The sequence below is a fragment of the Homoserinibacter sp. GY 40078 genome, from assembly GCF_008017545.1.
GTDB lineage: Bacteria > Actinomycetota > Actinomycetes > Actinomycetales > Microbacteriaceae > Homoserinibacter.
Genome location: NZ_VRTZ01000001.1, coordinates 1,768,876 through 1,782,373 on the forward strand (window position 1 = coordinate 1,768,876; position 13,498 = coordinate 1,782,373).

At 70.0% G+C, this 13,498-nt stretch carries 13 protein-coding genes; 10 read left to right on the forward strand and 3 right to left on the reverse strand.

Annotation, left to right across the window (positions count from 1 at the left end; translation table 11 throughout):
• The first annotated feature begins 2 nt into the window (after positions 1 to 2).
• The 9 genes from FVQ89_RS08535 to der all read left to right on the forward strand — a co-directional run bounded on the left by FVQ89_RS08535 (position 3) and on the right by der (position 8,193).
• Positions 3 to 599, forward strand: a complete 597-nt coding sequence (locus FVQ89_RS08535; RefSeq protein WP_370454453.1) for an NUDIX domain-containing protein — start codon at positions 3 to 5, stop codon at positions 597 to 599.
• Positions 586 to 1,509 carry a site-specific tyrosine recombinase XerD gene (gene xerD, locus FVQ89_RS08540; RefSeq protein WP_147901381.1) on the forward strand — a complete coding sequence of 308 codons (924 nt, stop codon included), beginning with the start codon at positions 586 to 588 and terminating at the stop codon, positions 1,507 to 1,509. The genes FVQ89_RS08535 and xerD overlap by 14 nt, the downstream gene beginning before the upstream one ends.
• A 185-nt stretch (positions 1,510 to 1,694) precedes the next feature.
• Positions 1,695 to 2,606 carry a ParA family protein gene (locus tag FVQ89_RS08545; protein ID WP_147901382.1) on the forward strand — a complete coding sequence of 304 codons (912 nt, stop codon included), beginning with the start codon at positions 1,695 to 1,697 and terminating at the stop codon, positions 2,604 to 2,606.
• Positions 2,607 to 2,646: 40 nt separating this feature from the next.
• The gene (locus FVQ89_RS08550; protein ID WP_147901383.1) at positions 2,647 to 3,525 is read left to right on the forward strand and encodes a ScpA family protein; all 879 of its coding nucleotides are present in this window, start codon (positions 2,647 to 2,649) and stop codon (positions 3,523 to 3,525) included.
• Complete coding sequence (scpB, locus tag FVQ89_RS08555; protein WP_147901384.1) at positions 3,515 to 4,120, forward strand: SMC-Scp complex subunit ScpB; 606 nt, start codon at positions 3,515 to 3,517, stop codon at positions 4,118 to 4,120. Before FVQ89_RS08550 ends, scpB begins: the two co-directional genes overlap by 11 nt.
• Positions 4,117 to 4,896: a pseudouridine synthase gene (locus tag FVQ89_RS08560; protein WP_147901385.1), complete on the forward strand. Its 780-nt coding sequence runs from the start codon at positions 4,117 to 4,119 to the stop codon at positions 4,894 to 4,896. The genes scpB and FVQ89_RS08560 overlap by 4 nt, the downstream gene beginning before the upstream one ends.
• The gene (locus FVQ89_RS08565; RefSeq protein WP_147901386.1) at positions 4,893 to 5,999 is read left to right on the forward strand and encodes a prephenate dehydrogenase; all 1,107 of its coding nucleotides are present in this window, start codon (positions 4,893 to 4,895) and stop codon (positions 5,997 to 5,999) included. Before FVQ89_RS08560 ends, FVQ89_RS08565 begins: the two co-directional genes overlap by 4 nt.
• Positions 5,996 to 6,673, forward strand: a complete 678-nt coding sequence (gene cmk, locus FVQ89_RS08570) for a (d)CMP kinase (RefSeq protein WP_147901387.1) — start codon at positions 5,996 to 5,998, stop codon at positions 6,671 to 6,673. The genes FVQ89_RS08565 and cmk overlap by 4 nt, the downstream gene beginning before the upstream one ends.
• A complete protein-coding gene (der, locus tag FVQ89_RS08575) occupies positions 6,670 to 8,193 on the forward strand; it encodes a ribosome biogenesis GTPase Der (protein WP_147901388.1) in 1,524 nt (507 codons plus the stop codon). The genes cmk and der overlap by 4 nt, the downstream gene beginning before the upstream one ends.
• A gap of 235 nt (positions 8,194 to 8,428) precedes the next feature.
• Here der and FVQ89_RS08580 read toward each other — a convergent pair whose 3' ends face one another.
• Together FVQ89_RS08580 and FVQ89_RS08585 are read right to left on the reverse strand one after the other, a co-directional pair.
• On the reverse strand, positions 8,429 to 10,777 hold the full coding sequence (locus tag FVQ89_RS08580; protein WP_147901389.1) for a CotH kinase family protein: 2,349 nt from the start codon (positions 10,775 to 10,777) through the stop codon (positions 8,429 to 8,431).
• On the reverse strand, positions 10,774 to 11,739 hold the full coding sequence (locus tag FVQ89_RS08585) for a phosphodiester glycosidase family protein (protein WP_147901390.1): 966 nt from the start codon (positions 11,737 to 11,739) through the stop codon (positions 10,774 to 10,776). The genes FVQ89_RS08580 and FVQ89_RS08585 overlap by 4 nt, the downstream gene beginning before the upstream one ends.
• Positions 11,740 to 11,898: 159 nt before the next feature.
• Between FVQ89_RS08585 and FVQ89_RS08590 the strand changes: the two genes are divergently transcribed.
• Complete coding sequence (locus FVQ89_RS08590) at positions 11,899 to 12,852, forward strand: L-lactate dehydrogenase (RefSeq protein WP_147901391.1); 954 nt, start codon at positions 11,899 to 11,901, stop codon at positions 12,850 to 12,852.
• 52 nt (positions 12,853 to 12,904) lie between these two features.
• Here FVQ89_RS08590 and FVQ89_RS08595 read toward each other — a convergent pair whose 3' ends face one another.
• Entirely contained in the window at positions 12,905 to 13,483 is a 579-nt protein-coding gene (locus tag FVQ89_RS08595) for an HhH-GPD-type base excision DNA repair protein (RefSeq protein WP_147901392.1), read from the reverse strand.
• Positions 13,484 to 13,498 lie beyond the last annotated feature (15 nt).

The following is a 13,498-nucleotide window of genomic DNA, read 5'->3' on the forward strand; positions in this document are numbered from 1 at the left end:
GCGTGCCCGCCCTGACCCCCGAGCAGCGGGCGGCACTCGTCGACGGACAGTTGGCGGATCTCGCCGACCCGGCCGAGGTGATCGATTCGCACCTGATGTACGAGGGGCGGGTGTGGGACATCCGCCGCGATCGCTTCCGCTTGGGCGGCGACGAGATCGAGCGGGACTACGTCGATCACACCGGAGCCGTGGCGGTGCTCGCCGTCGACGCGCGTGATCGCGTGCTGCTCATCAACCAGTACCGGCATCCGATCCGCACCCGTGACTGGGAACTGCCGGCGGGCCTCCTCGACATCCCGGGGGAGGAGCCGCTTGCGGCTGCCCAGCGCGAGCTCGCCGAGGAAGCGGATCTTGTCGCCGGGGAGTGGCGCGAGATCATGCGGTTCGCGACGTCGCCCGGGGGCAGCGACGAGACCATCACGATCTTCGAGGCCCGGGATCTCGCCGCGACCCCCGAGGTCTACGCCCGCACGGAGGAGGAGGCCGAACTCCTGCTGCGCTGGGTCCCGCTCGACGAGGCGGTGGAGGCGGCCCTCGCCGGGCGCATCCGCAATTCGATCCTCCTGATCGCGGTGCTCGCCGCCCATGCCCGACGGTGAGCTGACGCGGCAACTCGACCGCTACCTCCGGCACCTCGCGATCGAGCGGGGGCTCTCGGCGAACACGGTCGCGGCGTATCGGCGTGATCTCGGAGCGTTCCTGGCGGCGCTTGCCGACCGCGGTGTTGCGGATGCAGCTGCGCTCGACGCGGAGACGGCGCGCGCCTACGTGGTCGGGCTGCGGGAGCGCGAGACTCCTTTGTCGGCGGCTTCGACGGCACGCGTGATCTCGTCGATCCGCGGGTTCACGAGATTTCTCGTGGAAGAGGGCGTGATCGTCCGCGATCCGGCGGAGCAGCTCGCCCCGCCGAAGCTTCCCAAACGGCTTCCGAAGGCGCTCAGCATCGATCAGGTGCAGGCGCTGCTGGAGGCGACCGACGGAGATGATCCGGTGCGGCTGCGCGACAAGGCTCTGCTCGAGCTGCTCTACGCGACGGGAGCGCGCGTTTCGGAGGCCGTCGCGCTCGATGTGGACGACCTTGTGGGGGCCGACGGCACGGCGGAGCTGATCCGGGTGGTCGGCAAGGGCGACAAGCAGCGAATCGTGCCGGTGGGCAGCTTCGCTCGGGCGGCCGTGGAGGCGTACCTCGTACGGTCGCGCCCGCTGTTGGCCACGGGCGGCTCGTCGACGCCCGCACTGTTCCTCGGGGCGCGCGGCGCGCGGCTCAGCAGGCAGAACGCGTGGCTCGTGATCCGGGCGGCGGCGGATCGCGCACAGCTGGGGGTGGACGTCTCGCCGCACAGCCTGCGGCACTCGTTCGCGACACACCTGCTTCAGGGCGGGGCGGACGTGCGTGTGGTGCAGGAGCTCCTCGGGCATGCGAGCGTCGCGACGACGCAGCTCTACACCCACGTGACCATCGACGGCCTCCGCGACGTCTACCAGCAGGCTCACCCCCGAGCCCGCTGACCCCGCTGAGCCCAATTCCGATCCCGCGAGATGTCCGTTTTGGCACATCTCGCACAGCGACATGTGCCAAAACGGACATCTCGCCGGGCCCCTGAGATTCAGGCTCTGGTTGAGGGTTAGGTGAACCGCGGAGGGGCGCGCCTGTCGTCCCGGAGGCACCCGGATGCCGGACGTAGACTCGCCGCATGACAGCGCAGCGGGAGGATGTGACCGAGCTCCCAGGGCTCGACGACCCGAACGGATCGCTGGGCCCGACCGGATCGATGGGCCCCACGGGCCGGCCCGTCACCGAATTCGCGACCCCGCCGACGCTGCGCCATCACGGTCCCGCCCGCATCATCGCCCTCTGCAACCAGAAGGGCGGCGTGGGCAAGACCACGACCACCATCAGCCTCGGCGCCTCGCTCGCCGCTTACGGCCGCAAGGTCCTCGCGATCGATTTCGACCCGCAGGGTGCGCTCTCTGCAGGTCTCGGCGTGCAGACCCACGACGTGACGACGATCTACGAGCTGCTGCTCGGTTCGGTGAAGGACGTCGCCTCCGCGATCCAGACCACGAGCACGCCCGACCTCGACGTCATCCCCGCGAACATCGACCTCTCCGCAGCCGAGGTGCACCTCGTCAACGAGGTCGCGCGCGAGCAGATCCTGGCGCGCGTGCTGCGGCAGGTCGCCGATCGCTACGACGTGATCCTCATCGACTGCCAACCGTCGCTCGGACTGCTGACCGTCAATGCGCTGACCGCCGCGCACGGCGTGCTGATCCCGCTCGAGTGCGAGTTCTTCGCCCTCCGCGGCGTTGCGCTCCTCGTCGAGACGATCGACAAGGTCCGCGACCGCCTGAACCCGGCGATCACGCTCGACGGCATCCTCGCGACCATGTACGACGCCCGCACCCTGCACTCCCGCGAGGTGCTGGAGCGCGTCGTGGACGCGTTCGGCGACAACGTGCTCGAGACGGTCATCTCGCGCACGGTCAAGTTCCCGGACGCCTCCGTCGCCGCGACCCCGATCACCGAGTTCGCTCCCGATCACCATGCGGCCGACCAGTACCGTCAGCTCGCGCGGGAGCTCGTGCACCGCGGCGCCGTCGCCTGATCCGCGGGGCGGTCACGTGCCCCCAACTAGACTCGCGAGCATGCAGCAGGCGCCCCCGGCGGTCGGATCCGCCCCGGATGACGACGCCGTGACCCCTGCACCCGAGGCCGAGAACGAGTCGGGCGCCGAGGCCCAGCCGACCGGGTTCCGCCTTACCCTCGCCAACTTCGACGGCCCCTTCGACCTGCTGCTCTCGCTCATCACGAAGCACGAACTCGACATCACCGAGGTCTCGCTCTCGAAGGTGACCGACGAGTTCATCGCGTACCTGCGCGGCCTCGACGGCCTGGAGGAGCTCGATCAGGCGAGCGAGTTCCTCGTGGTCGCCGCAACGCTGCTGGATCTGAAGGTCGCAGGCCTTTTACCGCAGGGCGAGCTGGTCGACGCGGAGGACGTGGCCCTGCTCGAAGCGCGCGACCTGCTGTTCGCGCGACTGCTGCAGTACCGCGCCTTCAAGGAGGCGGCACGCTGGTTCGACACGCACCTCGAGGAGGAGAGCACGCGGCACCCGCGTTCCGTGCGGCTCGAGGAGAAGTACCGCCGACAGCATCCGGAGCTCGTGTGGACCCTCAGCGCGCACGACTTCGCGGCACTTGCGGCGCTCGCATTCGCACCCCGCGAGATCGCGGTCGTGGGGCTCGATCACCTGCACGCGCCGCTCGTGAGCATCCGCGAGCAGGCCGCCGTGGTGGTCACGATGCTGCGATCCGGCGAGACGATGAGCTTCCGGCAGCTGATCGCCGGCGCGGATCAGCGCGGTGTGGTGATTGCGCGGTTCCTCGCGGTGCTCGAGCTCTACCGCCACGCCGCGATCTCGTTCGAGCAGCTGGAGCCGCTCGGCGAACTCACCCTGCGCTGGAGCGCGCAGCACTGGAACGACGAACAGCTCGCGACACTGGGAGCCGACTATGACCGATGAGACACCCGACAGCGCTGAAGCCACCGATACCCACGCGGCCGACCTCGAGCGCCGTCTCGAGGCGGTGATGCTCGTCGCCGACGAGCCGCTGCCGCTCGTCACGCTCGCGACGGCGCTCGGCGCGCCCGTCCCCGCGGTGCGTCAGTCGCTCGAGCGCCTCGTCGCCGACTACGACGGCGAGACCGGCGGCCCCCGCCGCGGATTCGAGCTGCGCGAGGTGGGCGGAGGCTGGCGCCTCTACGTGCGCGCGGAGCACGACGACCTCGTGCGCGACTTCGTGCTCACCCAGAGCCCGACGAAGCTCTCGCAGGCGGCGCTCGAGACCCTCGCCGTGATCGCCTACAAGCAGCCGATCAGCCGCGGGTCGATCGCGGCGATCCGCGCCGTGAACGTCGACTCGGTCGTGCGCACGCTCCTCGGACGGAACCTCATCACCGAGGCGTTCACGGACGCCGAGACCGGCGCCATCCACTACGAGACCACCCCGCTGCTGCTGACCCAGCTCGGCATCAACTCGCTCGATGAGCTGCCGCCCATCTCGCCGCTGCTGCCGGACGGCGCGGACGGCTTCGAGGAGGTGGGCGCGACCCGATGACCGCAGAGGAATCAGGCGGTGAGCGGCTGCAGAAGGTGCTCGCGGCCGCGGGGGTCGCGTCGCGTCGCGTGAGCGAGCAGTACATCGTCGAGGGCCGCGTGCGGGTGAACGGCCGCGTCGTCACCGAGCTCGGAACGCGCGTGGATCCGGAGAGCGACCTCGTCGAGGTCGACGACGTTCCCGTGCAGGTCGACACGGCGAAGCGCTACCTCATGCTCAACAAGCCGAAGGGCGTCGTCAGCTCGCTCGCCGACGAGCGGGGGCGCCCCGACCTGTCGCGCTACGTGGACGAGGCGGGGGAGCGGGTCTTCAACGTCGGTCGTCTCGACGCCGAGACGACCGGGCTGCTGCTGCTCACGAACGACGGTGCTCTCGCGCACGTGCTCGCGCATCCGTCGTTCGGTGTGGAGAAGACCTACCTCGCGACGGTTCGCGGCACGGTCGCTCCGGAGGCCCTCCGGCGTCTGCGGCAGGGTGTGGAGCTCGACGACGGCCCGATCGCCGCCGACCGCGCGCGCGTGGTGGGGGAGCCGTCCGGAGGACGCACGATCGTCGAGGTCACCCTGCATTCGGGGCGCAACCGCATCGTGCGCCGGATGCTCGACGCGGTCGGGCATCCGGTCGTGGAGCTCGTGCGCCGTCGATTCGGACCGCTCACCCTCGGCCCGCTCGCGATGGGTGCCATGCGCGACCTCACTAAGGTGGAGGTCGGCGCGCTCCTCGCGCTCGTCCGCGCCGCCGACGCCCCGACATCGACCGAGGACGGACCCGAATGACCGACCGCAACGACGTGGACCGTCGGCTCGGCGAGCAGGTGCGGATCGTCGGATCGGGCCTTCTCGGCGCGAGCATCGGCCTCGGGCTCTCGGCGAAGGGAGTCGACGTCATCGTCGATGACGCGTCGCCGTCGACCCGTTCGCTCGCGATCGCCTACGGAGCGGGCCGTGCGCCCGCCGCCGACGACGCACCGGGGCTCGTCGTCGTGGCGGTTCCGCCCGACGTCACGGCGGATGTCGTGGCGGCCGAGCTGGCCCGCTACCCGGACGCGCTCGTCACCGACGTCGCGAGCGTGAAGCTCGCCCCGCTCGAGCAGTTGACCGCACGCGGCGCCGACCTCAGCCGCTACCTCGGAACGCATCCGATGGCGGGTCGAGAGCGCGGCGGGGCGGTCTCCGCTCGCGCCGACCTGTTCGTCGGACGCCCGTGGATCGTCGCCGGCCACGACGCGATCGGATACCGCCGAGCGGCCGCGATCGAAGACATGATCCTCGACCTCGGTGCCGTGCCGATCGAGATGGACGTCGCCGCGCACGACGCCGCGGTCGCCCTCGTCTCGCACGCGCCGCAGCTCGTCGCGAGCCTCATGGCCGCGCGCCTGCGCGACGGGAGCCCGTCGGCGCTGGGGCTCGCGGGCCAGGGGCTGCGCGACACGACTCGGATCGCGTCGAGCGATCCCGGGCTGTGGGTGCAGATCCTCGGGGCCAACGCATCCGGGATCGCCGAGGTGCTCCGGCCGCTGCGCGACCAGCTCGACCAGGTGATCGCTGCGCTCGACGCGCCGGATGAACCGGCGTCGCGTCGCATCATCGCCGAAACCCTCGCTGCGGGCAACGACGGCGTCGCGCGCATCCCCGGCAAGCACGGGCAGGACAAGCGCTTCACCTCGCTCGTCGTCAAGATCGACGACAGGCCAGGCGAACTCGCACGACTGCTCACCGAGATCGGCGAGGAGGGCGTCAACATGGAGGACCTCCGCCTCGAGCACTCGCCCGAGACCCGCGTCGGCTTCGCCGAGATCTCGGTGCTGCCGGAGGCGGCTCACCCGCTCGCGTCGGCACTCGAGCAACGGGGCTGGACGCTCATGGAGGCGGAGCGGTGACCGTCGTCGTCGCGGTGGACGGGCCCGCGGGATCCGGGAAGTCGAGTGTGAGCCGCGCCGCGTCGCTCGCGCTCGGGTACGCGTTCCTCGACACGGGGGCCGCCTACCGCGCGCTCACCTGGCTCGCGCTCGAACGCGGAGTCGACCCCGCCGATGCGGACACGATCATCCGACTCCTCGACGGCTTCCCGTACGCGACGACGGTCGGCGCGTCCGGCTCGGTGGTGAGCGTGGGGGAGACGGACGTGACCGACGCGATCCGCGAGCCGCGGATCTCCGCCCGCGTGAGCGATGTGGCGCGGATCCCCGAGGTGCGCGTGGCCCTCAACGACGCCTTCCGCCGCATCATCGCCTCGACCGAGGATCCGGGGATCGTCGTCGAGGGCCGCGACATCACGACCGTCGTGGCTCCCGATGCGACCGTGCGGATCCTGCTCACCGCGGACGAGGAGGTTAGGATTGCCAGGCGATCGTCCGAGCTCGCGCCATCGGCCGCCGCCACGGCGGACCAGCTGCGCGAGCGGGACCGCCGCGACGCCCAGGTGGTCGACTTCCTGACGGCGGCGCCCGGAGTGACGACGATCGACTCCACTCACCTCGACTTCGACGGCACCGTGCGTGCGGTCGTCGACCTGGTGCACGACACGATCTCCCAGCGACAGGACACGACATGAGCGAGCGCGAGAGCGATTTCGACCCCGAGGACGACTTCGAGGCCGACCCCGGGCTCGTCGAGCGGCTCGCCGAGATCGACGACGACGTCGCCGAGCAGCGCGCCGCCTCGCTGCGAGCGGGTCTCGCCGACTATGAGCTCGAAGACGAGGACATCGAGCTGCTCGATGTCGTCGAGCAGGGTCCGGACGGCATCACCTACCTCCCGGCGCTCCCCGTGCTCGCGATCGTCGGCCGCCCGAACGTCGGCAAGTCAGCGCTCGTGAACCGCATCCTCGGTCGGCGTGAGGCCGTCGTCGAGGACGTTCCGGGTGTGACACGCGACCGCGTCTCGTACAAGGCCGAGTGGATGGCGCGCCGCTTCACGCTCGTCGACACGGGCGGGTGGGAGCCGGATGCGACCGGCATCAACGCCTCCGTCGCCGCGCAGGCGGAGGTCGCCGTCGACCTCGCCGATGCGGTGCTGTTCGTGGTCGACGTGAACGTCGGCGCCACCGCGACCGATGAGCACGTGGTGCGGATGCTGCGCAGCTCGCGCAAGCCGGTGATCCTCGTCGCGAACAAGGCCGACGACGCCATCAAGGATCCGGAGGCCGCCGTGCTCTGGAGCCTCGGCCTCGGTGAGCCGTGGCCTGTCTCGGCGCTGCACGGGCGCGGTGTGGCCGACCTGCTCGATCACGTCATGACGGTGCTGCCGGAGGTCTCGGCGGTTGCGAAGCAGGAGCTCGGTGGACCGCGGCGCGTCGCGATCCTCGGGCGTCCGAACGTCGGCAAGAGCTCGCTGCTCAACAAGGCCGCCGGCGAGGAGCGCGTCGTCGTGAACGAGCTCGCGGGGACGACCCGCGACCCGGTCGACGAGCAGATCGAACTCGCGGGCAAGGTGTGGACGTTCGTCGACACGGCAGGCATTCGCAAGCGCGTGCACCTGCAGCAGGGCGCCGACTTCTACGCGTCGCTGCGCACGAGCGCCGCACTCGAGAAGGCGGAGGTCGCGGTCGTCGTGCTCGATGTGACCGAGCCGATCTCGACCCAGGACCTGCGCATCGTCGACCTCGTGCTCGAATCCGGCCGCGCACTCGTGCTGGCCTACAACAAGTGGGACCTTCTCGACGACGAGCGCCGTCGTTACCTCGAGCGTGAGATCGAGCAGGATCTCGCGCACGTCTCGTGGGCGCCGCGCGTGAACATCTCTGCCCGCACGGGGCGGCACCTCGAGAAGCTCGTTCCGGCGCTTGAAGTGGCGCTCGACAGCTGGGACACGCGCATCCCCACCGGTAAGTTCAACGCTCTGCTCGCGGAGCTGACGGCCGAGCACCCGCACCCGGTGCGCGGCGGCAAGCAGCCGCGGATCCTGTTCGGCACGCAGGCGGCCACACGTCCGCCGACGTTCGTGCTGTTCACGACCGGGTTCCTCGACCCGCAGTACCGCCGCTTCATCCAGCGCCGGCTGCGCGAGGTGTACGGCTTCGAGGGCACCCCGATCATCGTGAACATGCGCGTGCGGGAGAAGCGCAAGCGCTAGTGCGCTTGCGGTTCCGCGAAGGTCATTTCTGACCTTCGCGCCGTGCGCGCCGCGGCCGTCTCGGTCGCGGTTCGGCTTGGGGCGGCGCAGCCGCCGCCGAATGCGGGAGAAGCGCAAGCGCTAGTGCGCTTGCGGTTCCGCGAAGGTCATTTCTGACGTTCGCGCCGTGCGCGCCGCGACCGTCTCGGTCGCGGTTCGGCATGGGGCGGCGCAGCCGCCGCCGAATGCGGGAGAGCTACGAGATCCCGAGCGCTGAACGGATCGCGTCCGCCTCTTCGCTCACCGTCGACGCGGAGACGAGGTCGCCGGCGCCGTCATCGAGGGCCTGCTGCCACGAGGCGATGAGGTCCGCCGCGACGCCGCTCTCGATGAGCTCCGTGTTCAGATCGGCGGCCGCCGCCTCGTAGAGCGCCGCGAACTCGGGCACGTCGAGGAAGCGTTCTTTCAGGAGGCTGCTGCCGGACCCGCCGCCTCCGCCGCCCCTGTTCGGGCGTCCGTCCGCCTGATCACCGTCTCCGGTGTCGGCGCGCTGGCCGCGCTGAGCGTTCCCGCCGCCTCCACCGCCTCCACCGCCCGCGCCCCCGCCCGGGCTCTGCCCGAACGCGAGGTTCAGATCCCAGTTCACGACGGTCGCGATCCCGGTCGAGTCGTCGACGAACAGGTACCAGTTGTTGCCGGGACCGTCGATGTCGTCCGTGTTCTCGACGAGGTCCTGGAACGCGAGATAGCGGGCGAACGCCTCGACATCCAGATGCTCGTCGAGCTCAGCGGCGAAGGTCGCGTCGTCGGACTCGCCGATGAACTCGAGGAAGTCGATGAGCGAGGCGAGGTCGTCGTCGCCGCCCTCCTGATCCCAGGAGTCCGCGTAGGCCTCCGGATCGTCGCCGTGGTACTCCTCGTCGCCTCCGCTTTCGGCTTTGTAGAGCTGGCCCGTGGATTCGAACTCCTCGTCGGCCCACTCCTCGGTGGGGTTCTCGATCACGAGTCGCAGCGCCGCCTCTCCATCACCCACGGAGAACCTCACGGCCGTCGCGTTCTCGGCCGCGAGCCCCGATGCGCGCAGCAGCCCCAGGGCGACCGCCTCATTGAGCGAGGTCTCCGAGCTGTTGCCACGCACGACGAGTTCGGTCTCGCCCTGATACGACTGCCCGTCGATCAGCTTGTCGAGGCGCAGGATCCAGGGCACATCGGCGAGATCGGTGTCGGCGGAGACCTGGCGCAGTGACGAGTTGCCCTTCAGCTTGATGCCCACGTCTTCGAACACGGTGCCGTCGATCGTGACGGTCACCGCGGCCCACTCCTTCTCACCCGTCTCGAGATACGTGTCGATGAGCTGCTCCAGCACGCCATCCGCCGCATCGATGTGGATCTCGTGGACCGTGGACGTGTCCCACAGCGATCCGGCCGACTCAGCGGTGACCGTCGTCGCGGACGAGTCCGAGCGTGCGGCGCTTTCGCTCACCACACTGCACCCCGCCAACCCGAGCACACTGACCGCCGCGACAGCCGCAACGGCGGGGCGACGCAGCGCACCGCGGCGCGGGGCGGATGCTGGCCCCCGGCGCCTGCCGACGAAGACGAGCATCCGCTGCACCGCGAATGTCGTCAGGAACAGCGCGCTCTCGACCACGATCTTTGCCACGACGAGCCCGACGCCGACGGCGGTGAGCCATGCCAGGAGGGCATAGTTCGCGGCAAGCACGAGTGCGGCAAGCGCCGCGTATCGTGCCAGCTGCGGCCCGAGCGACCCTCGGGACCGGAACACGTATCGGCGGTTCGCAGCGAAGTTCACGGTGGCGCTCACGACACGCGCCCCGATCACTGCCCCGAGCAGCGGAGCTCCAATGGCGGTGAGGAGGAAGAGTAGAGCCGAATCGACGAGGAACCCGGCGAACGATGCAGCCGCGAAGCCGACCAGCGGTCGCAGCACCCGTGCCGAGTCGACGATGGGTCGGAAATGCGTGGCCGCGTTGCCCTGCAGATATACGGTCTCGATCGGCAGCTCGATCACCCGCACCCCGGCCGCGCGGCAGGCGAGCAGCATCTCGAGCTCGAACGCGAAGCGTTCCCCCGGGATCCCCGCCGCCCACCCCACGAGTTCGGCGGGGATCCCCCGCAGCCCCGTCTGCGTGTCCGTGACGCGGTACCCGGCCGCGACGGCGAACAGCGCGGATGAGACCGCATTTCCGAGTCGGCTGCGCCAGGGGGTGCCTCTCCCGAAGGCACGAACCCCCAGCACGAGAGCAGACTCGGTCTCCCCGGTTGCGGAGGTTCGTTCCGCGATCCGGAGGATGTCGTGGGCTGTGTGCTGACCGTCGCTGTCGGCGGTCACCACGGCTCGCCCCGGGAAGTGCGAGAGTGCATGGCGGAACGCCGTTCGCAGGGCCGCGCCCTTGCCGAGGTTCCTTTCATGGGTGAGAACTTCGGCGCCGAGAACCCGCACCGCGTCGAACACCGGTCGATACGACGGCCCGGAGCCGTCGTCCACGACGATGACGTCGAGCTCCGGAGCCATCCGGCGCAGTTGAGCGACGAGAGGGGCCAGGCGTGCGCCGGGCTCATAGGCGGGAATCACGACGATCATGAGGCTGCTCCTGCGATGTAGAGGATGTCGGAGGTACCGCGCTCGCCACCGTTGCTCGGGGAATTGACCACCTCGCCGCCGAAGTAGAGGGTCGAGGAGCCCCCGCCGTCGAGGTTGTAGGCGGTCGTCGCGCCAAGGGAGATCATGATGTCGGCGAGCTCGGTGAGGGTCGCGCCGCGGCTGTATCCCTCCTGGCGACCGTCGACGACCACGAACACCAGGTGGTTCTCGTCGATCACACCGACGGCCGTTCGCGGCTGCTCGCCCTGAATGGTGTGGTTGCCGAAGTTGGTGTCGACCTCGACGTCGTCGATCCCGTCGACGACCGTGCCGTCTTCCACGATCGCCGGTCCGAAGGAGAGCGTGTTCCAGACGCCGGCCGCGAGCAGTTCATCGGCGGTCGTCGTGGTCTCGTCGTAGACCTCGACGCGGCCGTCCGTGTAGAAGGCGAGCCCCTCGCGGGTGCCGTCGTCGCGGTAGATCACGCCGTTGCGGATCTCGATCCCGGTGTCGCGGAATCCGTAGTAGTCCCCGTTGATCGCGAAGATCGCGCCGTTGGCCTCGGCGATCTCCGAAGTCGTCTCGGTGATGTTCGTGCCGAACGCGTCGTCGGCGAACGCGGATCTGAGGACCATCGCATCTGTCAGCTCGACGTCGGCGACGTAGTAGGTGAGGGTGTCGGAACCCGATCCGGTTGTGACGGTGCTGATCGTGATGCTCGCGTCGTCGCTCGTGTAGCTGGTCGCGGTGAGCGCGCCGCTCGACTGGGTGACGGTCTGCGCGGTGCCGCTCTCGGCTTCCGCCGCAGACACGTCTGCGACCTCGACGTGGGGGATCAGGTAGCGCTCAGCGGCCCACCAGAGCCCGCCGCCGACCGTGCCGAGTGCGACGACACTGGCTCCGGCGACGATCGCGCGGATCCGTCGCCGAGGTCGGCGCGAGGGGGCGGGTGTGTCGGCCATTCGGATACGATCCCGGCTCGACATGGTCGCGACGTCGGTCGCTCATGGGTCGCTCCTGGGGGGAAGCTGCGAGCTCGCACTGCCGGTCATCGGATCTCGCTGACTGGTTCGGGACGTCCGACCCTGTCGCGGCCGGTTCGAGGGGTGCATGATCCGGGTATGGCCGTGATCGAGAACGCGAAACTGACCGTCATCGGAGCGGGTGCCGTGGGCAGCTCGCTCGCCTACGCCGCCCTCATCCGCGAATCCGCGCGCGAGGTGGCGCTCTTCGACATCGACCGCCCGCGTGTCGAGGCGGAGGTGCTCGACCTCGCTCACGGCACGCCGTTCACCGGCGCGTCGCGGATCACGGGAGGGTCCGACCTGGCGGTGGTAGAGGGGTCGAATGTTGTCGTCATCACCGCCGGCGCGAAGCAGAAGCCCGGGCAGACGCGCCTCGAACTCGCCGGAGTGAACGTGGGCATCATCCGCGACCTCATGCCGAAGCTCGTGGAGCGCGCGCCGGATGCCGTGTTCGTCATCGTCTCGAACCCGTGCGACGTGCTCGCGGTGGCCGCGCAGCGCTTCTCCGGGCTCCCCGCGTCGCGCGTTTTCGCATCCGGCACGGTGCTCGACTCGTCGCGCCTGCGGTGGCTGCTCGCGGAGCGGCTGGAGGTCGCGGCGTCGAGCACGCACGCGATGATCATCGGCGAGCACGGCGACTCGGAGTTCCCGCTGTGGTCGCAGGCGCGGATCGGACCGGTGCCGCTCGGGCACTGGGACGCCGGCGGCGTGCCCCTCGGTCGGGCCGAACTCGACCGGATCGCGGATGACGTCAAGAACGCCGCCTACACGGTGATCGCCGGCAAGGGAGCGACGAACTACGCGATCGGGCTCTCCGGTGCGCGCATCGTGGAGGCGATCCTGCGTGACGAGGGTGCCGTGCTGCCCGTCTCGAGCGTGCTGGAGGACTACCACGGGGTGAGCGGCGTGGCACTCTCGGTGCCGAGCGTCGTGGATGCGACCGGGGTGCGGCGGGTGATCGACGTGCCGTTCGACGCTGAGGAGCTGGAGCGGTTCCAGGCGTCGGCGGCGGCGATGCGCGCCTCGCTCGAGAGCCTCGGGATCAGCTGAGCGCCCGGAGTCGGGTTCTGCGTCTGGCTGCGGCGGGGTGGATTGGGCTGCGTCAGGCTTTCGCCGACTTCGCGGCCGCTTTCATCGCCTTCTTGTGGGCGCGGACGGTGAGCAGTGAGTCGTGATCGACGATGTCGGCGATCGATCGGAAGCTCCCGGGTTCCGCGTACTCGCCGGCCGCTTCGCGCCAGCCGGTGGCGTCGAGACCGTACTGCTTGCCGAGGAGCGCGACGAAGATCTTCGCCTTCTGGTCGCCGAAACCGGGGAGTGCCTTGAGGCGCTTCAGCACCTCGGGGCCGTCGGGGTTGCCTTCGGTCCAGATGGCGGCGGCGTCACCGTGCCAGTCGTCGGCGACGGCGCGGCACAGCTGCTGAACACGTGCGGCCATCGATCCGGGGAAGCGGTGGATCGCGGGGGTCTCACGGAAGATCTCGACCATCCGCTCCGGGTCTGCGTCGGCGATCTCGGCGGCGTCGAGGGAGCCGAGTCGGGTCTGCAGCTTCTCCGGTCCGGCGAACGCGGTCTCCATGGGGACCTGCTGGTCGAGCAGCATCCCGATGAGGAGCGCGAGGGGGTTCTCGGAGAGCAGGCGGTCGGCGTCCGGTTCCCCGGTGAGGTGCAGCGTCGGCATGGTGCCATGCTCCCA

Coding starts and splice junctions, on each gene's coding strand:
- xerD (WP_147901381.1), top strand. CDS start 586: ATGCCCGACGGTGAGCTGACGCGGCAACTCGACCGCTACCTCCGGCAC.
- scpB (WP_147901384.1), top strand. CDS start 3,515: ATGACCGATGAGACACCCGACAGCGCTGAAGCCACCGATACCCACGCG.
- FVQ89_RS08560 (WP_147901385.1), top strand. CDS start 4,117: ATGACCGCAGAGGAATCAGGCGGTGAGCGGCTGCAGAAGGTGCTCGCG.
- FVQ89_RS08550 (WP_147901383.1), top strand. CDS start 2,647: ATGCAGCAGGCGCCCCCGGCGGTCGGATCCGCCCCGGATGACGACGCC.
- FVQ89_RS08585 (WP_147901390.1), bottom strand. CDS start 11,739: ATGGCCGACACACCCGCCCCCTCGCGCCGACCTCGGCGACGGATCCGC.
- FVQ89_RS08545 (WP_147901382.1), top strand. CDS start 1,695: ATGACAGCGCAGCGGGAGGATGTGACCGAGCTCCCAGGGCTCGACGAC.
- FVQ89_RS08580 (WP_147901389.1), bottom strand. CDS start 10,777: ATGATCGTCGTGATTCCCGCCTATGAGCCCGGCGCACGCCTGGCCCCT.
- FVQ89_RS08565 (WP_147901386.1), top strand. CDS start 4,893: ATGACCGACCGCAACGACGTGGACCGTCGGCTCGGCGAGCAGGTGCGG.
- der (WP_147901388.1), top strand. CDS start 6,670: ATGAGCGAGCGCGAGAGCGATTTCGACCCCGAGGACGACTTCGAGGCC.
- FVQ89_RS08590 (WP_147901391.1), top strand. CDS start 11,899: ATGGCCGTGATCGAGAACGCGAAACTGACCGTCATCGGAGCGGGTGCC.
- FVQ89_RS08595 (WP_147901392.1), bottom strand. CDS start 13,483: ATGCCGACGCTGCACCTCACCGGGGAACCGGACGCCGACCGCCTGCTC.